Here is a 23,716-nt window from a genome sequence, read left to right on the forward strand (position 1 = left end):
GATGAGCGAACAGAACATCATCGAAATACAGGGCGTCGAAAAACGCTTTGGTTCCTTTGTGGCCGTGTCCGACCTGAACCTGACCTTGAAAGAGGGCGAGTTCTTTTCGCTGCTTGGGCCTTCGGGCTGCGGAAAGACAACGGCCTTGCGCATCATCGCGGGGTTTCAGGATCACGAAGAGGGCGAGATCCGGATTGACGGACGGACGATGGGCGAGGTGCCCGCCAACAAGCGGCCCACCAACATGGTGTTCCAAAGCTATGCGATCTTTCCGCATCTGAATGTGGGTGACAATGTCGGGTTCGGCTTGCGAAAGACAAAGCTGTCGCGAAATGAAATCAAGGAACGCGTTGCCGAGGCGCTTGAGATGGTGGAACTCGGCGGCTTGCAAGATCGCAAGGCCAATGAGTTGTCAGGTGGGCAACGGCAGCGTGTGGCGCTTGCCCGCGCATTGGTCATGCGACCCAAGGTGTTGCTGCTGGATGAACCATTATCCGCGCTGGACAAAAACCTGCGCGAAGCGATGCAATTGGAAATGCGCCGCCTGCAGCAAAAGCTTGGCATTACCTTCGTCATGGTCACGCATGACCAGTATGAGGCGATGACCATGTCCGACCGGATCGGGGTCATGTTTGCTGGGCAGCTCAAGCAAGTCGACAAGCCCGAGGTTCTGTATTCCCAACCTTGCAACCGAGAAGTGGCCTCTTTCATCGGCGGGATGAACTTTCTGAATGCCGAAGTGACTGCTGAGAACGCCGACACGCTGGACGTGAATGTTCAAGGGTTTGGCTCGATGACTATTGGGGTGAACCCCAACGTTCAGGTGCATGACATGGATCTATTGGTCGGCGTTCGCCCCGAGCAATTGGAGATCAGCGCAGAAAAACCGGATGGGTACGACGCGCATGTTCAGGGCAAGGTGTCGGACGTCGCATTCTATGGCGAAAGCGTCCACTATTATGTGCGCGTCGACGGGTTGCCGGAAAGCATCGCCGTTGCAGTGCCAAACTACTTTCACACAGTTGATCACAGCCGCGACGATACCGTCTGGCTTGGGGTTCAAAGTGCCTCGGTGATCGACTTGGGCAAACGTGAATCTTTGGGAGGAAACACATGAATAAAACAGCATCACTTACGGCAGCAGTGGTTGCCACCTTCACGGCAAGCCAAGCATTGGCCGACGCGGCTGATCTGACCGTTTTCGACTGGTCCGGATATGAGGATCAGGGATTCTTTGGTGATTACGTCGAAAAATACGGCGGGCCGCCCAGCTACACTTATTTCGGCAGCGTGGAAGAGGCTTTCACCAAACTTCAATCCGGGTTTGAGGCCGATCTGGCCCATCCGTGTACGGACGCCCTGAGAAAATGGGTCGCAGCGGATATGATCAAGCCGATTGACACCAGCAAGCTGGAAAACTGGGACAAACTGATGCCCAAGATCAAAGAGGTCGATGGTATCACGATCGACGGGCAGACCTATATGGTACCCTTCGAATGGGGGAACACTGGCCTGATCTACCGCACCGACATGATTTCGGCTGATGATGTTTCGCTGCAATTGTTGTTAGACCCGGCCTATCAGGGCAAGGTTGCCGTTCCGGATGCAGCCTCCAGCGCGTTCGCCATGGCTGCACTGGCAACTGGTGCCTCAAGCTATTCCGATATGAGCGAAGAGGAGTTCCAGAAGGCGGCGGATTACCTGCGGGCAATTCATCCCAATGTACGTTTCTACTGGTCTGATGCAGGTCAACTGGATCAAGCCATTGCCAGTGGTGAGGTGACCCTGGGTTGGGGCTGGAACCAATCGGAGTTGAACCTGATTTGGAACGAAACCCCGGCAGTCATGATGCGTGATGTGGACAAAGGCATCGCCACCTGGGTCTGTGGTTACGTGCATCTGAAGTCTGCCAAACAGTCCGATGAACAGGTCTACGACATGCTCAACGCGCTCAGCTCGGCCGCCAGCGGTAAGTATATCATCGAAAGCTGGGGTTATGCCCATGCCAATGAAGACGCATTTGCGCAAGCTGATCCAGAGTTGATTGAGACCTACGGGTTCTCGGACGTGGACAGCTTCTTTGACGGCAGCCTGTTCTTCGACGCGGTCAATCCTGAGATTGAAGCGAAGATGTTGAAGGAGTTCGAGCGCATCAAAGCGGGCTTTTAGAACCATCTAACTACACAACTGGGATTGGCGGTGCCTTAGAAAGCCCGCCGATCCCACAGAACCATTTCCAAATTTTCTGGAGGAAGCGCGACAATGTCAGGCGCTGACGGATATTCTGTTCTCTTTGAACCGATTCAGATCGGGCCAGTATCGGCCCGAAACCGGTTCTATCAGGTGCCCCACTGCAATGGTATGGGACATCTGCGACCGCAGGCCGAAGCTGCCATGCGGGCAATGAAGGCTGAGGGTGGTTGGGCCGTAGTGTCCAATCAGGAGACGGAAATTCATCCCACTTCAGATTTGTCCCCATATGCGGAAAACCGACTATGGGACGAACGGGATATTCCAGCGCTGCGCCTGATGACCGATGCAGTTCATGCCAAGGGTTCGTTGGCGGCCATTGAATTGGCACATAACGGCCACCATGCGCAGAACCACCTGAGCCGCGCGCCTTTGCTAGGCCCGTCAGAACTTGCCTTGCAAACAGCGTATCCCAAACAGGCTCGGGCGATGGATAAGTCGGACATTCGCGAGTTTCGCAAGTGGCACCGCGCGGCGGCGCGGCGGTCGCGCGAGGCGGGCTTTGACATCGTGTATGTTTATGCCGGTCATCACATGACCCTGCCGCATCATTTTCTGCTGCCTCAGTTCAATGACCGAACGGATGAATACGGAGGCTCGTTGGAGAACCGGGTGCGCTTAACCCGAGAGCTTCTGGAAGAAACCAGAGAAGAGGTCGGGGATGAGTGTGCTATCGCCTTGCGTTTCGCAGTTGATGAAATGCTGGGATCAGACGGGATGCAGGCGCAGGAAGAAGGCCGTGCCGTAGTCGAATTGCTGGCAGACCTGCCAGACCTATGGGACGTCAACGTCGCGGACTGGAGCAATGACTCGGCGACGACACGTTTTGAGCCCCGCGACGGTTTTCAAACCTCATACATTGAATTCGTCAAACAGGTGACGTCCAAGCCTGTTGTGGGTGTCGGGCGTTTCACGTCTCCGGACTTGATGGTGTCACTTGTCAGGAAAGGTATCCTTGATTTCATCGGCGCAGCGCGACCATCCATTGCCGACCCGTTTCTTCCCAACAAAATAAAGGAAGGTCGGATCGAGGAAATTCGCGAGTGTATTGGCTGCAATATCTGTGTGTCCTCCGACGCGCTGGGCGTTCCTATCCGATGTACTCAAAACCCGACGATGGGGGAGGAGTGGCGCCGGAAATGGCATCCTGAAATCATAGAGAGCCGAGGAAAAGAAGAAGCCGCGCTTGTTGTCGGCAGCGGTCCCGCCGGGCTTGAATGCGCCATGCAATTGGCGCGTCGGGGCTATGACGTAACCTTGGCCGAAGCCAAGCAAGAGCTTGGGGGGCGCGTGTTGCAGGAATCCGGTCTGGCCGGGCTATCCGCATGGAGGCGCGTGACAGATCACAGGATCTATGACTTGCAGCAACGCGGGAACGTGCAACTGTTCACCGACAGTTCCTTGTCAGCAAGCGAGGTTATCGAGTTGGGCATTCCGAATGTCTTTCTGGCAACTGGCGCGTCATGGCGGCGAGACGGTCGCGGGAAGTCTGCGTTTCGGGGCGTATCGATAGAGGTAGGTTCACAAGTATTCACTCCGGACGACATCATGTCAGGGGTAATGCCGGGGGATGGCCCGATTATGGTCTACGATGATGATCAGGCCTATCTCGGTGGTGTGTTGGCGGATCATCTGGCGCAGGCCGGGCGAGAGGTCGTCTTTGTAACCCCGGCCTCGATGGTTTCACCTTTCACTGAATTGACCTTGGAACAGGTCAAAGTGCAACGCGGCTTGTTGGAAAAAGGTGTTCGGCTGGTGTTGTCCCAGACCCTGGTCGAAATCACGCCCGGAATGGCGAAAGTTCAATGCGCCTATACCGGACGCGAACAAAGCGTCGAGTGCGCATCAGTTGTTTTGGTCACGCAGCGCGCGCGAGAGACTGCCCTTTATGAGGAACTGCGAAATTTGCCCGACAAGCCACTGACAAGTCTGGAACTGATCGGTGATGCGGCAAACCCCGGTTTGATCGCTGACGCTGTATATTCGGGCCACATGGCAGCCAGGAATTTTGAACGCGACGCGGGCGACATCGACCGTGAATTTTTCCGTCGGGAAATCGTTTCCCTTGAATCTGCATGAGGTGCGCTATGCCAAAAGATGACTTGCAAGTAATGCGCGACTTGATGGAAGCGCAGCGGGAAGGGTTCGCCTTGCCGCGCCATTTCTATACGTCTCAGGCAGTATACGAAAACGATATCAGCACGTTCTGGAATCGCAACTGGATCTGGGTCGGACATATCAGCCAGATTGCCGAGCCGGGCGACTATTTCCTGTTCGACTACGGACCTGAATCCATCATCATCGTTCGGGATCGCGAGGGTGAGGTGCGCGCGCATCAAAATGTTTGCCGCCACCGGGGATCGCGCGTTTGCATTGAACAGAAAGGCAAGGCGCGAAACTTCATCTGTCCCTATCACGCGTGGACCTTTGACCTGAACGGTAAGCTCAGAAACGGGCGGTCAATGGGGGCGGATTTTGACCCGGGCCAGTACGGTTTGTTCCCGGTTCATGTAAAGATATTTCAGGGTCTGATTTTTGTTTGCCCGTCCGAAGACGCGCCGCCCCTGGACGCCGCTTTGGATAGGCTGGCTCCGCTGTCAAAGCCGTTCGGATTTGAGAATCTGAAGATTGCCCATGAGGCCTCATACCCGGTTCCGGCGAACTGGAAGCTTGCTCTGGAGAATTACTTGGAATGTTATCACTGCGCGCCATCTCATCAGGACTATTCGCGCAGTCATTCCTTGAAAGATCCGGCCCAGGTTCTTGAGTTCAGCGGGGCACTGCACGAACGGATGAAAGAAGCCGGGGTTCCCCTTGATGAGCTTGATCTGACTGGAGAAAACGCAGTCGCACCGGGCGCAGATGTCTATTGGCGGCGTTACCCGCTGTTCCCCGGTTACTTGACTGGCAGCAAGGATGGAGCACCCTTGGCGCCGCCATTGGGTGAGCTGAAATCCCAAGACGGCGGGGCCACCGATCTGGGGATCGGTACGCTAAACTATTTCCTCGTCTATGCCGATCACGTTGTCGGGTACCGGTTCGTTCCGCGTGCTCTGCAAGACACCGATATTCAGATCGTCTGGTACGTTCGCGGCGACGCCGAAGAGGGGCGCGACTATGACAGGGATACCCTGACATGGCTGTGGCATGTCACGTCGCTCGATGACGAACGGATCATCCGGCACAATCAGGAAGGCGTGAACTCGCACCATTTCGTCCCCGGGCCATTGTCCGAGATGGAATGGAGCATTTCGGGCTTCTATCGCAACTACTTCAGCATGATCTGAGACGCGCAAAATTCGGAGAAAGAACATGACAGAGCTAACGCAGCGCAGATCAAGACGGCGCGGGGGCGGGCGTGAGGCACGCGCAGCCGTGCGAACCAGCAACGCAGCCTCGCAAGCAATCTGGCCGGGCATTCCCGGTGGGCGATACAAGCCCCTGTCAGACGCGGACATGTCGCGCATTCACGAGGCCGCGCTTAGCATTCTGGAACGCACAGGCGTGGGGGACCCAACGCAGGAAGTTCTCGATCTTGTGGTGCCAAAAGGGGCGACATTGAACGCGCACGGCAGGTTGTGCTTTCCTCGCGCCTTGATGGAAGATCTGTTGGCCAAAGCCGCCAGTGAATTCTATGTCCATGCACGCGGATCGCGGGCCGGTAAGGACGACATGCACTGCACCAAGGACAAGGTGTATTACGCAAATTCCGGCACGGCGGTGACAACTTTTGATGCCGAGACTCGCAGTTACAGGCCATCAACGCTCAAGGATATTTACGACTTCACCCGCTTGGTCGACCGGCTTGATAATATTCACATGACCGGTGACACGGTTTTGGCGACGGATGTACCACAGGATTATGAGCATGACATGAGCATGCTCTACGCCATTCTGGCGGGTAGCGAAAAACCTTCCTGCCTGACCTTCAGAACCCGCGAGCACATTCAGGATGCGATCCATCTGTTCGATCTGGCATCGGGTGGCGAGGGCAAGTTCCTTGAAAAGCCCTCGGTCATCTTTGGAGGCTGTCCCATCGTATCCCCGCTTAGGTTCGGGCGCGAAAATCTGGAGATCTTGATCGATACGGCGAAGATGGGGCTGGTGTGCGATCTTGCCGTTCCCCCACAGGCCGGGGCGACTTCGCCGGCGCCTTTGGCAGGAACCTTAGCGCAAGCGGTTGCTGAGACCTTGTCTTGCGTCGCCATTGCGAACCTCATCAATCCGGGCACTCCGGTCGTCTTTGCAGCTTGGCCTTTCATCACCGACTTGCGTACTGGGTCCTTTACTGGCGGTAGTGGCGAACAGGCGTTAATTTCAGCTGCGGCCATCCAGATGGGCAATTTCTATAACCTGCCGACCAGCGTTGGGTGCGGCATGACGGATTCCAAAATCCCGGATGCGCAATACGGGTTAGAAAAGGCACTGACCTTTGCTTTGGCGGCGCATGCCGGTGCCAACAGGCTCTGCGAATTTGGCGGTATGCTTGGCAGTCTGATGGGCTGCAGCTTTGAGTCTATGGTCATCGACAACGAGGCTGCGGGCATGATCTCGCGAACGCTGCGCGGGATCGAGGTGAGCGACGACACGCTTTCGGTCGACGTTATCCATGAATGCGCAATTGATCCGGGTCATTTCCTTGGTAACGCGCAGACCCTGCAGTACATGGAGACGGAATATGTCTACCCGACCCTGCTGGATCGGGAACTGACCGATACTTGGGAAAAGGCAGGTCGACAGGACATGTTTGAGCGGAGTCGGTCGGTGGTCAACGACATCCTATCCAATCACTATCCGAACTACTTTGGCAGCAAGGCTGATGCAGAGGTGCGGGCCAAGTTTCCGATTAAATTACCGCCTGAGGCGATGCAGGCGGGTTGAGGACAGCGGAAGGCGATGCGGCATTGCAACTTGTAAAATAGTGATGCCGCATCAAGACGGCTTCTAAGCCTTAAACGCACCCTGCTGTGTCAGGTCTTCAGTCGCCAACCGAATACCTTTCTCAAGGATATCGAACATCCGGTTCAACTCGCCTTCCGTGATGATCAGCGGTGGGGAAAACACGCACATGTTGATGATCGGTCGCAGGATCAGCCCGTTTTCCTGGCAATGCTGGTCAATCAATGCGCCAACAGACTTATCAAGGTCCAAAAGATTATCAGCATTAGCATCGGCAACGCATTCGACGCAGCCAACCAGCCCCATACCTCGGGCGTCACCCACAAGCGGCAAGGCCGCCAGAGCCTGAAGGCGTTCTTCGAACAGCGGCGTAAGCGCGCGGACATGTTCCAGAATACCGTCGCGCTCCATGATTTCTATGGTTTTCAAACCAGCTGCCGCGCTTACCGGGTGGCCCGAATAGGTGAACCCGTTTGAAAACGTAGCCTCCGGCGCGTTCTCACCACTGACATCTGCGATCAGTCGATCAGAGATGATGCAGGCCCCCATGGGGACATAGCCAGACGTCATACCTTTGGCGCAGGTGATGATATCTGGTTGAATGCCAAAGACGTCTTCGGATGCAAACCAATGCCCAAGCCGCCCAAATCCAGTCACAACCTCATCTGAAATATACAGGACATCGTATTTCCGGCAGATGTCCAAACTGCGCTGATGATATCCCTGCGGAGGCACGATGACCCCACCAGAACAAAGGATCGGTTCAGCGATGAAAGCCGCGACCTTGTCAGGGCCGGTTTCAAGGATCATGTTCTCTAGATCAGCGATTTTTTCGTCTAGAAAATCTTCAACCGTTTGATCGGCGCGGCGCGTGTACGGGTTCACATTCGGCAGGAAGCGCGTCAGGTGAGAGGCCTGGTCCAACCACCCTTTGTCGCGCTCTTTTCCAGATACTGAGGCCGCCAAATAAGTCGAACCGTGATAGGCCTTTTGCCGCGATATCACGATCTTTTTTTCTGGTTTGCCAAGCAGGTTATTGCGGAACTGCACAAACCGCAGGGCGCTATCAACGGCTGTTGAGCCGCCCGTTGTAAAGAACACATGGTTCAGGTCACCCGGCGTTCTTTTGGCGATCTCATGTGCCAGCCGGGCTGGGGCCGAGTTGGCGTTGTTGAAGGGCGAAAAATACGCCATCTCTTTCGCTTGCTGGGCCATCGCATCGGCAATTTCAGCGTTCCCATAGCCCAATTGAACGCACCACATCCCCGCAGGTCCGTCAATCAAGCGTTTTCCGTCCTCTGTCACGATGTGAACGCCTTGGCCACTTTCGGCAAAGGTTCGTTCATTTTGGCCAAGGAATGACATCCCTTCCCACGGATGCAGGAAGTGTTCGTTGTCCCAGTCACGTACGGACTGAAAGTCGGAGTTGAACAGGGTCATGGGGCACCTTTATGTAACATATATCACAAAATGAACAAACATTCATTCAATGTCAATCCTTGAACTTTCGCTTCACTAGATGCGAGAAAGCAAAGGCGAGTAACCCAGCGAAGGAAAAACAAGATTACTCTCGAGGCCGATACTCCGACCAATGCCCGCGACCTGAGTAAGTTGCAGAACCGACAGCAGCTGATTCAGGCGGCTGCGGATGCCATCCATAAATACGGTATTCGCGGCACGACCTCGGCCAGAATCCAGGAGCTGTCAGGACTGTCGAGGGGGATGGTGAACCTGCACTTTGGTTCCAAAGAGAAATTGCTGCTTGCCGTGGCCGAGGAGTTGTCAGCGCGCTATGCCGGGCAGTGGAAAGCAATCGCGGACAGTCCGGAATTAGGCCCTGCGGACAAGTTGATCTCAATCCTCAAGGCGGATTTCGACCCTTTGGTCCTGAATGCACGGGACGTTGCGATCTGGTTTTCATTTCGGGCCGAAGCGCTCTCGAACCCCGACATATTCCCTTTCATCGACTCACGGGACAAAAGTTTCCGGGCAGTGATCCTTGAACTGTTGCAGCAAATCATAAGCGAAGGTGGGTACAAAGACGTAGACGCCAAACTTGCAACAGATGCATTGATTGCTTTGTTGGAAGGGCTCTGGACCGACTTCCATTTGCACTCAGATATTTTCAAACCCCGAGAGGCTTTGAAAATCTGCTTGTTTGTCTTGCAGTCGATGTTTCCAGGTCATTTTGATTTTAAATCAATATCTTAAATTGCGAGGCGGCGCTTCTGCGAGCCACCTCAGAATTGGACTCAATAAAAAAACTGGCGGCCTTCCAGGTCCCATCTCGCGCATGTTCGTACTGCATTGCAGTAAGCCGACGTCAGTTCAATCGACCGTAAAAGGTCATGCGGGCACTCTCTGACAGTTCCACATCAGGTTCCGAGTTATAGGCCAACACGGCGAGCATTCTTGTCTTGTCACTCTCATTCGGTGAGACCCGGTGAATGGAGTTTCTACCGCGAAACAGAACCAGCGTGCCTTGATCCATGTTCAGAACTTGTGGCTTTAGTTCCTTGTCCAGAACAGCCCTGACACCTTCATAGTTCATGTCGCCTGCGCTCGCGTCCCGCAGGTCCTTTACATATTCGAAACGGCTACCGGTGTCGGGTTTCTGGATCAGCAATGTGATTGCGAACGAGGAATTGTCGAAATGCCAACCGAGTTCTTGTCCGCGGGTTGCGTAGTGAATGTTGATAGACGACAGCGGATCGACATAAGGGTGCAGTTCAGTCTCGCCCGTGACCTGCTTGATGAAGCTGTGAAAGGATGGGTCGTTATACAGAATGCGCAGGGGCGATGTCGGTGACACCACGTCGTCGCAGATACATCCTTTGGACGACTCCACTTGACGATTTGCCGGGTGTGATGCGTCAAACTCTGGATTTGGCGGCGTTAGGTAAACCGAGTGGCTTTGAGTGCAGAAATATGCCTGGTCGTGTCCCGTCAAAGCCTCGGCTTGCATCATTGCCAGTGCCTCGGGGCGGATGAATTCCTCAAGGACCAAGACACCGTTTTCATTCAGTGACGATCTTGCCTTCGTACCGAAATCTGCATTTCCCAGGGGGTAACGCCCAAAGTCGACGATGTCTGCAATATTCATGCCACTGACCCATTTAGCAAAAGCTTAAAACGGGTGGATTAAACCTTTTCTGACAGCGCGAGAAAAGCCGCTTTTTCAGTGCTGCTTGTTTGCCTCCCAAGAACGAACACAGGCGAATTCGGGTCGGGGGAACGTTTCAGCTTACTTTGAACGTCTCGGTACAGAATTGCCGCCCTTTGCCGCGGCAGCGCGTGCGCGGTTTTTCTTGCTGTTTGGCTTTCCCTTGGGCGGCGGCGGGCCCTTTGGGCTGCGGTTTGGTTTTTTGCCTTTACTGCTTAGGCTATCGCCATCGCGCTTGGGCTTAGTGTCGACTTTGGTTTTCTCAGGCGGCTTTGATGCCGTCTTTTTTCGCGCCTTCGCAGGCTGTGGATCAACAAGGCGAGGCGGTCTGCGCTCAGACTTTTGCGGGTCTCTCTTGCCTTTCACGCCTCGTTTTGGGCCTGTCTTTGTCGGTTTCGAAAAGTCGGGGACCGTGTCCAACCGCACGATGTCTTTTGTGCCCTCGACCTTCATCTCAGGTCCAATCGCGTCCAAAAATTCGGAAACGCTGCTCTCGCGAATTTCGATAAAGGTCATATCGTCAGCGATACGGATCGCGCCGATATCGGATTTGGTGAGGTTCCCGGCCTTGCACACCATGGGAAGAACATAGCGCGGAGACGCGTTATCGTTGCGTCCTTCCGACAGCGAAAACCACACACTCGGGCCAAAAGGTGCCTCTGACTTTGTCCCTGTGGTTTTGACGTCGCTTAACTCTTCCGGAGCAGAATGCTGACGTTTGTATTGACGGACATAGGCCGCGGCGAGTTGTTCCGGCGAGAATCTGGCCACCAGTTCGTCGACCGATGTGCGCTCGCTCTCGACGAGATCCACCTGCCAGTCGTCCGAGCCGAACATCCGCTGTAGATCCTGTGCGTTGACTGCGTCTGCGGAAGGTGCCGGACCCCAATCAGCAGTCAGTTTGGCGAATTTCAACAGCCGTTGAGCCTTTTTGAACGAAGCCGGTGCGACGATCAGGGCGCTGACCCCTTTGCGCCCCGCGCGCCCGGTTCGACCTGAACGGTGCAGAAGAGTTTCGTGACTGTTGGGCAGTTCGGCATGGATCACCAGATCCAGATTCGGCAGGTCAATCCCGCGCGCGGCCACGTCGGTCGCCACACAGACGCGGGCACGCCCGTCGCGCATGGCCTGCAGGGCATTTGAGCGTTCGCTTTGGGTCAGTTCACCGGACAAAGCAACAACCGAGAACCCACGGTTCGACAAGCGGGCAGTCAGGCGTGCAACCATCGCACGTGTGTTGCAAAAGACGATGGCGTTCGGGGCCTCGTAATAACGCAGCACGTTGATGATCGCGTTTTCACCATCGCGCGGGGCCACATTCATTGCACGGTATTCGATATCGGCGTGTTGCGTCCGTTCACTGACGGTACTTACACGCTCGGCATCCCGTTGATACCGGGTGGCAAGGGTGGCAATGGCGCGCGGAACCGTGGCGGAAAACAACAGTGTTTGGCGGTCTGTGGGCGTTTCGTCGAGAATGAACTCCAGATCCTCGCGGAACCCAAGGTCAAGCATTTCGTCGGCTTCATCCAAAACCACAGCGCGCACGGCCGTCAGATCAATCGACCCGCGCATGATATGATCGCGCAAACGCCCCGGTGTCGCGACCACGATATGCGCCCCACGTGACAGGGCCCGGCGTTCGTCGCGCATATCCATTCCGCCAACGCACGAGGCAATGAACACCCCCGCGTCGGCGTAAAGCCATCCCAATTCGCGTTTGACCTGCATTGCCAGCTCTCGCGTTGGCGCGATCACCAGTGCCAAAGGCGCGTCTGAGGTGCCGAAAACCTGCGCATCGCCCAAAATGGTCGGCGCGATGGCCAGGCCGAACCCGATGGTTTTTCCCGATCCTGTCTGTGCCGAAACCAGCAGGTCTTTTCCTTGCAATTCAGGTGCGGACACGGCCTCCTGGACCGGGGTCAGGGTATCATATCCTTTGCGCTTCAGCGCATCTGCGATTGTCTGTTTCATAGCTCGGCTCTCTTGGGTGATGCGGTCACCCTCAGAGCGTCCAACACACGGATCATTGTCGAAGCACGCTCCTTACCGAGAGACGAACCGGATGTATAGAGTGGAAGATGAATGGCCGCTGAACCGGCGGATTTTTCGACCACAGTCGCGCGGTGTGTTCCAAAAAATCTGTGATCCAGCGGATTTTCCAGTTCAACGCCAAGGTGGTGGACTGTACCGTCCAACGTCATTTGCCCGGTAGGACAGGCAGCCGCACGGTCCTGCCTTACAAGCGCGCTAAGGGTTCGCCTATTTTATCTGTTTTCAGGGCAAAACCCCTGTTTGCGCCAAAATGGGCGAAAAAATTAACTGTGATTTCAACACTGTCCGGCGCGCTACGGGAAACCCCCTATATCGAAATTCAGGCCGATTCGTTAACTGTGTTTTATCGAACGGGTCATATCGGACGATACCACTTTTCCCCTGTGAGGGGCTGGCTACTTACCCCCTCGGCCGGCCCCTCAGTCACTGGCCGCGACCCGTTTCGATCCCCCTCTAGAAATAGGCTCTCAGGCGCTTTGCTCCAGAGATAGCAGTACTTGTGCAACCAGTTTGGGCAATTCAGAGGATCGGTCGTAGCTTGCTGTATGTGGAATGTCGGCAACCGGTGATTTTCGATAACCTTCGGTGAACAACAAAAACGGCACTTGTGCACGTTGAGCGGTTTCGGCATCCACCTCGCTATCTCCGACAAACAACTGCGGACCGGCTGTGGTAACGGCGGCAAAGCTGGCCTCAAGATGGGCCGGGTCGGGTTTGCGGGTGTTCAGGCTGTCACCGCCAAGGACGGCATCGAAATGGGGTGCAAGCCCCATCGCCTCAAGCACATGGCGGGCAGGGGCTTCGGGTTTGTTGGTACAAACCCCCAGAACGCAGCCCATGTCACGCAAATGCTTCAGCGCCTGCAGCACACCGGGATAGACCACGGTTTTATCGCTGGAGGCGGCGTTGTAATGGGCAAGCGTCATCCGGGTCAGATCACCGTGCTGGACCATCGGCAGGTCGCAATGCTCAATCACACGCTCGACCAGTTTGGGTAGCCCGTTGCCAACAAATTGTTTGATCTGGTCCTGTGATAAGGGCGCTACGCCGGCGTCACGCAACATATTGTTCGCGGCCGCTGCAAGATCAGGAAGACTGTCCACGAGCGTTCCATCCAGGTCAAACATGATAGTCGCGGCCATTGACTGCCCCCTTGGTTTGATATTCTGAGAAAGTGGTACCCTGCCTGAATTTTTGGTGCAATCGTGCGAGGTTGGAGAATTCACCAGAACGGGCCTTGACATACCTGACTATTTTAATCAGATTATTATTCAAGTCCACAGCCAACCCCTGTCAGGGTCAGCCAGATCAAGTGAAACGCGAACAGATTAAGGCATTTCGCCCCAGCCCCCTCTGGAGTTGTCCTGATGAATATGCAGACCCCGAATCCCAGCCAATCCTATGCTGTATCCATGCTGCCATCGCATAAGGCCGAAGAACTGACCAATGGCGGTAACCTGGCCCATATCGAATTGGGCGACCAGCTGTATACGCTGCGCATCACCCGCGCAGGCAAATTGATCCTGACGAAATGAGCGCGACTTCCTCTCGGGGTGGGGCGGCTGTTGGCCGCTTAACTGACCTTGGCCCCGTCGAAGCCGGAGCCGTGATGTACTTGCGGCTTTGGGGTGATGGTGCCCAGGGCCGCGCAGATGCCGCCAGCGATTTTGAAATTGCGTTGGGCGCAGAATGCGGGCGCGCTGCGATGATGTCGCTTGACCGCCTGTGTTCGCTGTGCGCGCATCACGGGCGCCGCCCGTTGATCCGTCACGGATTGGGGTGTTCTTGTCTTGGCGCTGACGAAAATTGCTTTGCGCAGATGATCGCGGCGGCCTCTGAAGGCTCCCGTGAAGACGCGATGATGATGGCGTCCCTGATTGTGCGACCGGATTTTGCCCCCGCTCTGGCCTCATTATCAGAACAACTTGGACTGGCGCTGCGACGCATGACCGCGTCGATTCCGCTGCCCACAACCGGGCACCAACCCCCCGCAGCCCTGCTGCATTAGGCAGCAGCGTGGCGCAGAACCCCGGCCCTCCCTAGGCCGGGGTTTATTTCTCAGCAGCACCCGCACCCAGCATGGTGATGCTCGTGATCGCAGGCTGGGGCAGGGGTGAAATCACCCACTCCGGTCAAAACGTCCCGCAAAGCCCAGAGGATCATGTCGACGTCCTCGGCCTCGATCGTCAGCGGTGGGCGGATTTTCAGGATGTTGTCCATGGGCCCTTCGCTGCCGATCAGAATACGATGATCGCGCATCCGGTTTTTGACGTATTTGCAGATTTCGGTGCCCTCGGACCCATCCGGGTTGATCAGCTCAACCCCAAGAAACAGGCCCATTCCTCGCACATCGCCAACGCATCCGAAATCGGACTCAATCTGACGCAGACCATCCATCAGGCGCGCGCCCATATCGCGGGCGTTGTCCTGCAGGCCTTCGTCATCGACGATGTCCAACACCTCCTTGCCGATCCGGCATGACAGGGTCGAGCCGCCAAAGGTTGAAAAGAACTCGATCCCGTTGTCAAAGCTCTGGGCGATTTCTTTGGTCGTAACCAGTACGCCTAGCGGATGGCCGTTACCGATAGGTTTGCCCATGACGATGATGTCCGGCAGCGCGCCTTGATGTTCAAAGCCGAAATAGTACTCACCCAGTCGCCCAAGCCCGGTTTGTACTTCATCGGCAATGCACACACCGCCCGCAGCGCGGATTTTCTCATATACCGCTGGCAGGTAACCTTTGGGCGGAATGATTTGGCCGCCGACCGAGGGGAAGGTCTCGGCAATGAAACCTGCGACCCCGTGCCCCTTGTCTTGGAGAGCAGCGACTGCAGGGTCTACAAAATTCGCGAATTTTGTAGCGCGGTCCGGGTCGTCACGTTTGAATGACCCGCGATAGTCGTCGGCGACCTCAACCAGCTCGACCCAGTCGGCCTGACCGACACCGCCGGGTTTGTTGAACTTATAGGCCGAGATCGCAACAGCCGCGTTGGTGTTGCCATGATAGCCGTGATCCGGGGTGACAATGCCCTTGGCGCCGGTATGGGCGCGGGCCAGACGCAAGGCCAACTCGTTCGCCTCGGTGCCTGAATTGACAAAAAAGCAGACCTCGAAATGATCCGGCAGTTTCGAGAGAATCTTGTTGGCAAAGGCTGTCTGGGCGGGGTGCAGATAACGGGTGTTTGAATTCATCCGCTTCAGCTGATCCGCCGCCGCCGCCTGAATTCGCGGATGCGCGTGGCCCACATGGGGCACGTTGTTGTAGGCGTCCAGATAGGGTCGCCCCCATTCGTCGAACAGGTGATGTTTCCAACCGCGCACCAGCATGACCGGATCGTCATAGGTCAGGCTGAGGTTGCCGCCGAAATGATCGTGCCGCCCCTGCAGGATCGCTTGCTTGTCGGTGGGGCGATAGAACACTTTCTCATCCGGCAGGTTCAACAGCGCCGCGGGGTTGGGGCAGACGGCGTGCCACAGCTCCATCTCATCGGGATCGCCGACACCGGGCCAGTCGGTCTGCATCCCATCCGTGGTTAGCGCCAGTTGGAAATGCACATGTGGGGCCCAGCCGCCATTCTGACTAGCATCGCCCAGCCGGGCAAATGCCGCGCCTTGCGCCACCGGATCGCCCGGCTTCAGACGGTCACAAACTTCGGGGTCCAGATGACCATAAAGAGTATAGAAGGGATCGCCCTCGGGCGTTTCATGATGCAGGATCACGACGCCGCCATAGTCCAAATGGGCGTCGCGGTTCTCGACCGCTTCGACCCGGCCGCTCATCGGCGCGTGCAGCACGGTGCCTGCCGGGGCAAACACATCCACCGCCAAATGCACGGTGCGCCGGTCCGAAGCCTTCCAGGGCCCCTTGCGGAACCCGGGCTCGGCATAGATCAGGCGGGGTTCGTTGTAAAAGCCCAACCACAGGCCTTGGCCAAATTCCTCACCCACACGCGCGGCCTCTTCCAGTGGCATTTGGAACGGGTTCTGCGGCCAGGTCGAGTTCTCAACCGAAAGCGAGCCCATGGGCGCATCGCTTAGATCCTGATTGAACATCAGGGCGAACTGGCCGCGATGTTCGGATAGATAGGCGTGGATGCGTTCGGCCCCGTCAGTAACGGGCAAACCGCAGGCCGTTCGTAGCCGCGCCGCCATCAGGTCACCGTTCACGCCTGCATTCTCAAGGAACCGCCATGCGGGGGCCTGACTGATCGTCACATAAGGATCGTCCGGGTTCTCGATCGCCATAAGGGTCGAGTTTACAACGGACACCGCCAGCCGCATCCGCAGCAAGGGCCAGATCAAATCAATCTCATCGGGGCGCAGCCGATTAGCCACGTGATAGCCCTGCACAAGAGCGGCAAGCGCGCGTTCCGGCTTGGGGTGATCCAGAACGATATAGGCCCCCGCAATCGCCAGATCACAGACACGCGGCGCAGCACACATATCGCCCAGATCAATCAGGCCCGAGATACTCTGACGTTGACCCAGTTCGCCCTCAACCAGAATGTTGTAGTCGTTGACGTCACTATGGATCGCCTGTTTCGGCAGTTCCGCCAACGGACCCGAGATCGCCGCGAACTGGTCACAAATCTCGGACAGCAAAACCCGACGAGCAGGATCAGTGATCGCATCCAGCCGATCGGCGATCCAACCGGCTTGCGTAAGGTCCCATTTGAAATCTGCACGATGCAGCCCGTCATGGGTAAACCGCTCCAACGCTTTGTCGGTGGCACCCAGAACACGCCCCAATTTCAAGATCAACGCCTCGGATTTAGGCGCGGCCTTGGCGTAACATTGCCCCGGCAGGCATTCCAGCAACCAGACCAGCCGCATCTGCCCTTGCTGATCGGCAATTTGCGGCAGCTGCGCCCCGGTAAGGGCGGGATAGACCTGAGGGAATGGCAGCCCCGGCGCCTCACCCGCGATATGGGCCAATGCCTTGACCTGCAGATCAACGAACTCTGCTTCGCATCCGGGGCGCATGACTTTCAGTACATAATCCTGACCATTGGTAGCCCGCACCATAAAGTTCAGATCATATTCGCCATCCAGCCGCGTCAGCTTGACGTCCAGCCCCCAATGGGCGCGCAGGGCATCCGCCCAGAATACGGTCAAGTCGCTCATACGCTTCCCTGTCCAATTTTCACGAGGTTCCCCTTCATCTGGCCGAAAATATCCTCGGGGGTGAATTGGCCGAACGGTCCAAAAGGGGCAGACAGCCCCCCAATGCCGTCAGTCCAACGCGCGCAACCGCTTGAACAGCGAAGATGTATCCCACCGTCCGCCGCCCAGCTTTTGCACATCTTTGTAGAATTGATCGACCAACGCCGTAACCGGCAGGGACGCCCCGGTTTCGTTTGCCGTCTCAAGGCAAATCCCCAGATCCTTGCGCATCCAGTCAACCGCAAAACCGTGTTCGAAATGATCATCCAGCATGGTTTCATAGCGGTTCGCCATCTGCCAGCTGCCCGCAGCGCCCTGGCTGATCACCTCAACAACGGATCGACCGTCCAATCCGGCTTTTTCAGCGAAATGTAGCGCTTCGCTGAGACCCTGAACCAGACCGGCAATGGCGATCTGGTTGCACATCTTGGTCATCTGCCCTGCGCCGCTGTCGCCGATCCGACGGCAGATCTTGGAATAGACCTGCATGATCGGTTCAGCCGCATCATAGGCGGCCTGATCACCACCGCACATGATCGACAAGACGCCATTCTCGGCTCCCGCCTGACCGCCCGAGATCGGGGCGTCCACAAATGCGATACCCTTGCTTTGGCCCGCCGCATAAAGCTCACGGGTCACCTTGGCGGAAACGGTGGTGTGATCAACGAAAGTTGTGCCGTCGGCCATTCCGTCAAAGGCACCATTTTCACCCGTGCAGACCATCCGCAGGTCATCATCGTTGCCGACGCAGGCCATGACGAACTCCGCGCCCTGGGCGGCCTCTTTCGGGGTGGTTGCCATCGCGCCACCATGTTGGGCAACCCAGGCTTCGGCCTTTGCGGCAGTGCGATTGTATACGGTTACTTCATGGCCCGCCGCCTGCAGGTGACCGGCCATTGGATAGCCCATGACGCCCAAACCCAGAAACGCAACTTTTGCCATATTGTGATCCTCTCTGTTGTCCGGGCCATTTCATTTGGCGGGCCGGATTGCCAGGCAGAGACAAAGCAAAGCCGCGCGCAAAGAGCAACCCCGTGTCAGGGTTTGCCACCCAAATCCTGCAGGATCGGACAATCAGGCCGGTCATCTCCGGCACAGGCGTCGATCAGGTGGCCCAGCGTATCGCGCATCGCGTTGAGGTCGGCGATCTTGGTTTCGATCTGCGCCAGATGCGCGCGGGCAACCTTTTTGACATCGGCACTGGCGCGGGTTTCATCCTCATAAAGGGCCATCAGAGTACGGCAATCCTCGATCGTGAACCCCAGCGCGCGGGCACGGCCCAGAAAGTTCAGCTTGTGTACGTCCTGTTCACGGAACCGACGATAGCCGTTGTCGTCCCGCATAGGCTTGATCAGGCCGATATCCTCGTAATACCGGATCGTCTTGGCGGGCAGGCCGGTCTGGGTTGCAACGTCTCCGATATTCATGGCGTCACCGTTTGGGATGTGTGGTCTTGGGATGTTTCGGGCAGTGCAGCCCGGACACGGCGCAGGCGCAGCGCGTTGGCGACCACGAAGACGCTGGACAACGCCATTGCCCCGGCAGCGAGGGCAGGGGACAACAGATGCCCGCTGAATGGGAACAGCACCCCAGCAGCTACCGGGATCAGCAGGATGTTGTAACCAAAGGCCCAGCCCAGGTTCTGGCGAATGTTGCGCATGGTGCGGCGGCTGATCTCGACCGCATTGGCCACACCGCGCAGATCACCCGACATCAACACCACATCCGCCGTTTCAATCGCTACGTCAGTGCCGGTTCCGATGGCCACGCCGATATCCGCCGCCGCCAACGCTGGGGCGTCGTTAATACCGTCGCCGACAAACGCCAATGTTCCGAATTGTTCACGCAGCGCGGTAATCGCGGCCAGTTTACCGTCCGGCAAAACCTCGGCCGTGACATGGTCGATGCCCAGTCTGTCGGCCAGCGCTTGTGCAGTGCGGGCATTGTCGCCGGTCACCATCGCCAGTTTCAGGCCCATCGCGTGGAATCGTTCTAACGCGTCCTGCGTGCCGGGTTTCACCGGGTCCGAGACCGCCAATAGAGCCGCCGCCTGATCGTCAATGGCGACGAACAGAGGTGTGGCCCCTTCGCTGGCGCGCAGATCGGCCTCGGCAGTCAGGGTGGTTAAGTCCACCCCGTTCTGCGCCATCAGCCGCGGCGACCCGATCAACAGATCGTGTCCGTCGACCGTCGCTTGAACGCCTAGCCCGGTTAGGGATTTAAATGCGGATATTGCGGGCAGATCGTCCGGGCCCGCGCGGGTGATTGCGGTGGCAATGGGGTGTTCTGACTGCGCCTCTACCGCTGCGGCCAACCGCAGAACGGTGTCGCGATCAAAGCCGTTGGTGGTGGTGACGCTTTCCAGTTCGGGCCGCCCCAGCGTCAGGGTTCCGGTCTTGTCCAGCGCGATGACCTTAGCCTGCTGCAATTGCTGCAGCGCATCGCCTTTGCGGAACAAAACCCCCAGTTCAGCTGCGCGCCCGGTGCCGACCATGATCGAGGTCGGCGTCGCCAGACCCATTGCGCAGGGGCAGGCAATGATCAGGACCGAGACCCCGGTGACCAGTGCCATCGGCAGCGCAGGCGCAGGGCCAAAGATCAGCCAGACGACAATCGTCAGCAGCGCGACGGCGATGACCACCGGCACGAACCATGCGGTGACCCGGTCGACCAGCCCCTGAATCGGCAGCTTGGCCCCTTGCGCCTGTTCGACCATCCGAATGACCTGCGCCAGAACCGTATCAGCCCCGACCCGCGTGGCGCGCAGGCGCAGCGCGCCGGTGCCGTTGACCGTTCCGCCAACAACCTGATCGGTTGGGGATTTGCCCACAGGAACGGGCTCGCCCGTGATCATGCTTTCATCCACGTAGGAGGTGCCCTCAAGCACCTCTGCGTCCACAGGAACCCGCTCACCTGGGCGGATTTGCAGGATGTCCCCAACAGTAATCTCGGCGATCGGACGGTCGATGAAGCGACCGTCCATTTCGACCCGCGCGGTTTTGGGTTGCAAGCCTACCAGTTTGCGGATTGCGGCCCCGGTGCGGCCCTTAGCGCGGGCTTCCATCACGCGACCCAGCAAGATCAAAACGACGATGACCGAGGCGGCCTCGAAATACACGTTTGCGCTGCCCTGCGGTAGGATCTGCGGCGCAAAGGTGGCCGTGGCCGAGAACAAGTACGCCGCGCCCGTGCCCAAAGCCACAAGCGCATTCATATCCGGAGATCCGCGCAGCAGCGAGGGGATGCCCTTTGCGTAGAAAACCCGCCCGGGCCCCAGCAAGATCACTGAGGTCAGCGCGAATTGGATCAGATGGCTGGTTTGCGCGCCGATGCTTGCCTGCACCCAGTGATGGAAAGCCGGGATCATATGCCCGCCCATCTCTAATACGAACACGGGCAGGGCCAGGATGGCGGCAAACAGGGTGGCGCGGGTCAGCGCATGGGCCTCTTCGGTTTTGCGCCCATCGGTCTGGGGGTCGGCAGCGTCCGCCACGCGCGCCGGATACCCGGCCTCTTCGCAGCGTTTCGCCAGCATCTGTGGATCAGTTACGCCGTCGACATAGGTGATTTGCGCGCTTTCCGTGGCCAGATTGACCTGAGCGTCGACCACTGCCGGATCAGCTTTCAGCGCGCGCTCGATTTTAGAGACGCACGAGGCGCAGCTCATACCGGCGATCTTCAGGGTCGTTTGCCGGGTCGCAGCGGGATATCCGGCATGCGACAGTGCGTTGATCAAACCGATGACCTGACCGTCATAGGTAACCTGCGCAGTTTCCGTCGCAAAGTTGACCGATGCGTCAGACACACCCGGCACATCCAGCAAGGCGCTTTCCACCCGACCGACGCAAGAGGCACATCCCATGCCTGAGATTTTCAACTGAGTTGTCTGCGGCGCAGCCATCCGACTCATCCTATCGTCACTTTTACCCTCCAGATGAGGGTTCCAGTCACGGGAAGGTCAAGGGGTCATGTCAGATTTCCGTAGAATTTCGCAGCGCAGATCAATTGTTCGATAGCTGATCAAGCAAAAGGGAATCGTGCGAAAAGGGAAGAGGGGAACGCACGGATTCAGGCGAGGCAAAAAACGCCAAAGCAAGGCCCATAGCCAGCAACAGTGCCCCAATCAGGCCGAGATGAACAACATTCAAGGCAAAGCGTAGCATGGTTGTGGACCCTATTATCTGATTTAGTTTGCGAATTTTGGGTGCAACGGGGTCAGGACCGTTGCGCTAGTTGCTGTCTTAGTTTTTCGTTCTCGGCCTGTAACTGAGCCAGTTGCTGGCCCAGCGCGTTAAGATGGGGGCGCAACTCGGCTTCGGTAAAGCGGGGTGTGATGTTGCTGGGGCAGTTCCAGTCCAGCGCCTCGACCCGAATTCGGACGGCGCGTTCGGCGGGGGCTTTTGCACCTTCGGGATAAAGGTCGGCGGCGGCGGCCGCGCCCTCAGTAAAAACCACCCGACCCAAAATCTTGAGGCGCCTCTGGTTGGCATAATCCATCAGGATCAGGGCGATCCGGTCGTTTCCATCCAGGTTCCCGCGCGAAATATACTGTTTATTCCCCGTGAAATCGGCGTATCCGATGGTCTGTGGGTCCAGAACCTTTAGAAACCCAATCGGTCCTCCGCGATATTGAACGTAAGGCCAGCCGGTCTCGGAAACGGTGGACTGATAGAATCCATCGCGCGCTTCGATAAAGGCCTTTTCAACCGGTCCGATCTGATGGCCTTGCTGCGGACCGCCGTCAACAAACTTGGCGTAAGTCTTGGCTGAGCCCATCCTTTCCTGATGCGCACGGACGGCTGGTGTAAATGTCAGTTCGGAAAAGGCACGCGGCATGTTTTTACCCCTTTACAACCCCAGGTCAGACAGCCCGGCGTGATCATCGGGACGGGGCCCTTGTGGCCAATGAAACAGGCGATCGCCCTCGGAAATTGGTAAGTCGTTTAATGAGGTATAGCGTTTGGCCATCCGCCCATCTTGTGCAAATTCCCAGTTCTCGTTGCCATAGGACCGAAACCACTGTCCGCTGTCGTCCCGCCATTCGTATGCATAGCGCACGGCGATACGGTTGCCGGAAAAGGCCCACAGTTCCTTTATTAAACGATAGTCCAGTTCCTTGCTCCACTTTCGGGTCAAAAAGGCGTGGATTTCGGCGTGACCGTTTAGGAACTCTGCCCTGTTTCGCCACTGGCTGTCATCAGTATAGGCCGGAGTGACCACATCCGGGTCGCGGCTGTTCCAAGCGTTTTCCGCCATTCGGACTTTCTGTTTGGCGGTTTCCAAACTGAACGGGGGCAACGGGGGTCGGCTCATTGCGTGGTCTTTCATGTCAGTATGGCTGCAAGCATCGCCAAGGTTAAAACAACCGGGACGTACTGGGGTGGGAAAAGGCTGGCATGGTGTCTCATCTGAACGCTCCATGGTTTACTGATCGGTACATCTATTGGCAATGTGTACCGATCTGTAAACTTTTGCAAGTCTTATTTTGAAATTTCACCGCAGCGCACTCTACGGTTGCCGTGAGGACAGTGCAGTATTATGTACTGATCTGTACATGTAGGAGGTGACACATGCGCCCAAACAAACGCGATGAACTGGTCCGCAAGTCTTTGCAGGTCTTTTATCGTGACGGATTTCACGCCACCGGAATGGACAAGCTGGTGGTGGAAACGGGCGTGTCAAAAACCTCGATGTACAAACACTTTCGCACCAAGGAAGAGCTGATTCTGGCTGCCTTGCAGTTGCGGGATGAGAACTTCCGAAAAGAATTCTTTTCTCGGATCGAGGAGCTCGCAGATACCCCTGTCGGCCAGTTGCTCGCCAGTTTCGATGCGCTGGGCGAGTGGTTTGATGAGAAAGAATACCGCGGCTGCATGTTCATCAAAGCAGGGGCGGAGTATCAGGAAATTGACCACCCGATCCACAAGCAATCCGCCGAGCACAAGCGCATATTGCTCGATCATTTTATCGATCTGGCTCGGAAGGCCGGTGCCCGTGATCCAGAACATCTGGCCTGCCAGATTGTTCTATTGCAGGAAGGCGCGATTGTGACGGCTGTGTTCTTGAAAACCTGTGACCCGGCGGGGGATGCTAAGGCGGCTGCCCGGGTCTTGCTGGACGCGGCGCTGGTCTGACCGGACCCGAACATTCAAAAGAACGTTACGTTCCAACGCGTTGGGTGGATTG

The 23,716-nt window shown here is 57.0% G+C and carries 19 protein-coding genes; 9 read left to right on the plus strand and 10 right to left on the minus strand.

Going from position 1 to position 23,716, the window contains the following annotated elements; all coding sequences use genetic code 11:
- Position 1: 1 nt before the first annotated feature.
- The 5 genes from ACR0DL_RS15585 (at position 2) to ACR0DL_RS15605 (ending at position 7,131) form a co-directional block, all read left to right on the plus strand.
- Complete coding sequence (locus ACR0DL_RS15585) at positions 2 to 1,117, plus strand: ABC transporter ATP-binding protein (protein WP_170362043.1); 1,116 nt, start codon at positions 2 to 4, stop codon at positions 1,115 to 1,117.
- Positions 1,114 to 2,169, plus strand: coding sequence for an ABC transporter substrate-binding protein (locus tag ACR0DL_RS15590; protein ID WP_170413609.1), 1,056 nt, complete (start codon positions 1,114 to 1,116; stop codon positions 2,167 to 2,169). Before ACR0DL_RS15585 ends, ACR0DL_RS15590 begins: the two co-directional genes overlap by 4 nt.
- Positions 2,170 to 2,262: 93 nt before the next feature.
- The gene (locus ACR0DL_RS15595; protein ID WP_480690051.1) at positions 2,263 to 4,329 is read left to right on the plus strand and encodes an oxidoreductase; all 2,067 of its coding nucleotides are present in this window, start codon (positions 2,263 to 2,265) and stop codon (positions 4,327 to 4,329) included.
- A gap of 8 nt (positions 4,330 to 4,337) precedes the next feature.
- The gene (locus tag ACR0DL_RS15600) at positions 4,338 to 5,537 is read left to right on the plus strand and encodes an aromatic ring-hydroxylating oxygenase subunit alpha (RefSeq protein WP_480690053.1); all 1,200 of its coding nucleotides are present in this window, start codon (positions 4,338 to 4,340) and stop codon (positions 5,535 to 5,537) included.
- Positions 5,538 to 5,562: 25 nt separating this feature from the next.
- Positions 5,563 to 7,131 (plus strand): trimethylamine methyltransferase family protein, encoded by a 1,569-nt coding sequence (locus tag ACR0DL_RS15605; protein ID WP_480690055.1) that lies wholly within the window; start codon positions 5,563 to 5,565, stop codon positions 7,129 to 7,131.
- Positions 7,132 to 7,194: 63 nt separating this feature from the next.
- Here ACR0DL_RS15605 and ACR0DL_RS15610 read toward each other — a convergent pair whose 3' ends face one another.
- The gene (locus ACR0DL_RS15610; protein ID WP_480690057.1) at positions 7,195 to 8,589 is read right to left on the minus strand and encodes an aminotransferase; all 1,395 of its coding nucleotides are present in this window, start codon (positions 8,587 to 8,589) and stop codon (positions 7,195 to 7,197) included.
- Between the two features lie 171 nt (positions 8,590 to 8,760).
- Here ACR0DL_RS15610 and ACR0DL_RS15615 point away from each other — a divergent pair, with 171 nt between their 5' ends.
- Complete coding sequence (locus ACR0DL_RS15615; protein WP_170378072.1) at positions 8,761 to 9,360, plus strand: TetR/AcrR family transcriptional regulator; 600 nt, start codon at positions 8,761 to 8,763, stop codon at positions 9,358 to 9,360.
- 112 nt (positions 9,361 to 9,472) lie between these two features.
- Here the strand turns inward: ACR0DL_RS15615 and ACR0DL_RS15620 are convergent, their stop codons facing one another.
- The 3 genes from ACR0DL_RS15620 to gph all read right to left on the minus strand — a co-directional run bounded on the left by ACR0DL_RS15620 (position 9,473) and on the right by gph (position 13,509).
- Entirely contained in the window at positions 9,473 to 10,252 is a 780-nt protein-coding gene (locus ACR0DL_RS15620; protein ID WP_480690059.1) for a HalD/BesD family halogenase, read from the minus strand.
- A 141-nt stretch (positions 10,253 to 10,393) separates the two neighbouring features.
- On the minus strand, positions 10,394 to 12,286 hold the full coding sequence (locus ACR0DL_RS15625) for a DEAD/DEAH box helicase (RefSeq protein ID WP_480690061.1): 1,893 nt from the start codon (positions 12,284 to 12,286) through the stop codon (positions 10,394 to 10,396).
- A 548-nt stretch (positions 12,287 to 12,834) separates the two neighbouring features.
- A complete protein-coding gene (gene gph, locus ACR0DL_RS15630) occupies positions 12,835 to 13,509 on the minus strand; it encodes a phosphoglycolate phosphatase (protein WP_480690063.1) in 675 nt (224 codons plus the stop codon).
- Positions 13,510 to 13,734: 225 nt separating this feature from the next.
- On the opposite strand from gph, the gene hemP reads away from it, so the two are divergent.
- Both hemP and ACR0DL_RS15640 read left to right on the plus strand, forming a co-directional pair.
- Positions 13,735 to 13,902, plus strand: a complete 168-nt coding sequence (gene hemP, locus ACR0DL_RS15635; protein ID WP_170350842.1) for a hemin uptake protein HemP — start codon at positions 13,735 to 13,737, stop codon at positions 13,900 to 13,902.
- Positions 13,899 to 14,375, plus strand: coding sequence for a hypothetical protein (locus ACR0DL_RS15640; protein ID WP_170362053.1), 477 nt, complete (start codon positions 13,899 to 13,901; stop codon positions 14,373 to 14,375). Before hemP ends, ACR0DL_RS15640 begins: the two co-directional genes overlap by 4 nt.
- A gap of 50 nt (positions 14,376 to 14,425) precedes the next feature.
- Here the strand turns inward: ACR0DL_RS15640 and ACR0DL_RS15645 are convergent, their stop codons facing one another.
- The 6 genes from ACR0DL_RS15645 to ACR0DL_RS15670 form a co-directional block, all read right to left on the minus strand.
- Positions 14,426 to 17,491: an aminotransferase class III-fold pyridoxal phosphate-dependent enzyme gene (locus tag ACR0DL_RS15645; RefSeq protein WP_480690065.1), complete on the minus strand. Its 3,066-nt coding sequence runs from the start codon at positions 17,489 to 17,491 to the stop codon at positions 14,426 to 14,428.
- A gap of 108 nt (positions 17,492 to 17,599) precedes the next feature.
- Positions 17,600 to 18,472 (minus strand): NAD(P)-dependent oxidoreductase, encoded by an 873-nt coding sequence (locus ACR0DL_RS15650; RefSeq protein ID WP_480690067.1) that lies wholly within the window; start codon positions 18,470 to 18,472, stop codon positions 17,600 to 17,602.
- Between the two features lie 95 nt (positions 18,473 to 18,567).
- Positions 18,568 to 18,957: a Cu(I)-responsive transcriptional regulator gene (cueR, locus tag ACR0DL_RS15655; protein WP_170362056.1), complete on the minus strand. Its 390-nt coding sequence runs from the start codon at positions 18,955 to 18,957 to the stop codon at positions 18,568 to 18,570.
- Positions 18,954 to 21,431 carry a heavy metal translocating P-type ATPase gene (locus tag ACR0DL_RS15660; RefSeq protein ID WP_480690069.1) on the minus strand — a complete coding sequence of 826 codons (2,478 nt, stop codon included), beginning with the start codon at positions 21,429 to 21,431 and terminating at the stop codon, positions 18,954 to 18,956. Before ACR0DL_RS15660 ends, cueR begins: the two co-directional genes overlap by 4 nt.
- 314 nt (positions 21,432 to 21,745) lie before the next feature.
- Positions 21,746 to 22,366: a pyridoxamine 5'-phosphate oxidase family protein gene (locus ACR0DL_RS15665; RefSeq protein ID WP_170413572.1), complete on the minus strand. Its 621-nt coding sequence runs from the start codon at positions 22,364 to 22,366 to the stop codon at positions 21,746 to 21,748.
- Positions 22,367 to 22,378: 12 nt separating this feature from the next.
- Positions 22,379 to 22,843, minus strand: coding sequence for a nuclear transport factor 2 family protein (locus ACR0DL_RS15670; protein ID WP_217354102.1), 465 nt, complete (start codon positions 22,841 to 22,843; stop codon positions 22,379 to 22,381).
- 257 nt (positions 22,844 to 23,100) lie between these two features.
- Between ACR0DL_RS15670 and ACR0DL_RS15675 the strand changes: the two genes are divergently transcribed.
- A complete protein-coding gene (locus tag ACR0DL_RS15675; protein WP_480690072.1) occupies positions 23,101 to 23,664 on the plus strand; it encodes a TetR/AcrR family transcriptional regulator in 564 nt (187 codons plus the stop codon).
- The last annotated feature ends 52 nt before the right edge of the window (positions 23,665 to 23,716 follow it).

This window comes from Ruegeria sp. BB5, assembly GCF_056539405.1.

Coding starts and splice junctions, on each gene's coding strand:
- ACR0DL_RS15585 (WP_170362043.1), top strand. CDS start 2: ATGAGCGAACAGAACATCATCGAAATACAGGGCGTCGAAAAACGCTTT.
- ACR0DL_RS15590 (WP_170413609.1), top strand. CDS start 1,114: ATGAATAAAACAGCATCACTTACGGCAGCAGTGGTTGCCACCTTCACG.
- ACR0DL_RS15595 (WP_480690051.1), top strand. CDS start 2,263: ATGTCAGGCGCTGACGGATATTCTGTTCTCTTTGAACCGATTCAGATC.
- ACR0DL_RS15600 (WP_480690053.1), top strand. CDS start 4,338: ATGCCAAAAGATGACTTGCAAGTAATGCGCGACTTGATGGAAGCGCAG.
- ACR0DL_RS15605 (WP_480690055.1), top strand. CDS start 5,563: ATGACAGAGCTAACGCAGCGCAGATCAAGACGGCGCGGGGGCGGGCGT.
- ACR0DL_RS15610 (WP_480690057.1), bottom strand. CDS start 8,589: ATGACCCTGTTCAACTCCGACTTTCAGTCCGTACGTGACTGGGACAAC.
- ACR0DL_RS15620 (WP_480690059.1), bottom strand. CDS start 10,252: ATGAATATTGCAGACATCGTCGACTTTGGGCGTTACCCCCTGGGAAAT.
- ACR0DL_RS15625 (WP_480690061.1), bottom strand. CDS start 12,286: ATGAAACAGACAATCGCAGATGCGCTGAAGCGCAAAGGATATGATACC.
- gph (WP_480690063.1), bottom strand. CDS start 13,509: ATGGCCGCGACTATCATGTTTGACCTGGATGGAACGCTCGTGGACAGT.
- hemP (WP_170350842.1), top strand. CDS start 13,735: ATGAATATGCAGACCCCGAATCCCAGCCAATCCTATGCTGTATCCATG.
- ACR0DL_RS15640 (WP_170362053.1), top strand. CDS start 13,899: ATGAGCGCGACTTCCTCTCGGGGTGGGGCGGCTGTTGGCCGCTTAACT.
- ACR0DL_RS15645 (WP_480690065.1), bottom strand. CDS start 17,491: ATGAGCGACTTGACCGTATTCTGGGCGGATGCCCTGCGCGCCCATTGG.
- ACR0DL_RS15650 (WP_480690067.1), bottom strand. CDS start 18,472: ATGGCAAAAGTTGCGTTTCTGGGTTTGGGCGTCATGGGCTATCCAATG.
- cueR (WP_170362056.1), bottom strand. CDS start 18,957: ATGAATATCGGAGACGTTGCAACCCAGACCGGCCTGCCCGCCAAGACG.
- ACR0DL_RS15660 (WP_480690069.1), bottom strand. CDS start 21,431: ATGGCTGCGCCGCAGACAACTCAGTTGAAAATCTCAGGCATGGGATGT.
- ACR0DL_RS15665 (WP_170413572.1), bottom strand. CDS start 22,366: ATGCCGCGTGCCTTTTCCGAACTGACATTTACACCAGCCGTCCGTGCG.
- ACR0DL_RS15670 (WP_217354102.1), bottom strand. CDS start 22,843: ATGAGCCGACCCCCGTTGCCCCCGTTCAGTTTGGAAACCGCCAAACAG.
- ACR0DL_RS15675 (WP_480690072.1), top strand. CDS start 23,101: ATGCGCCCAAACAAACGCGATGAACTGGTCCGCAAGTCTTTGCAGGTC.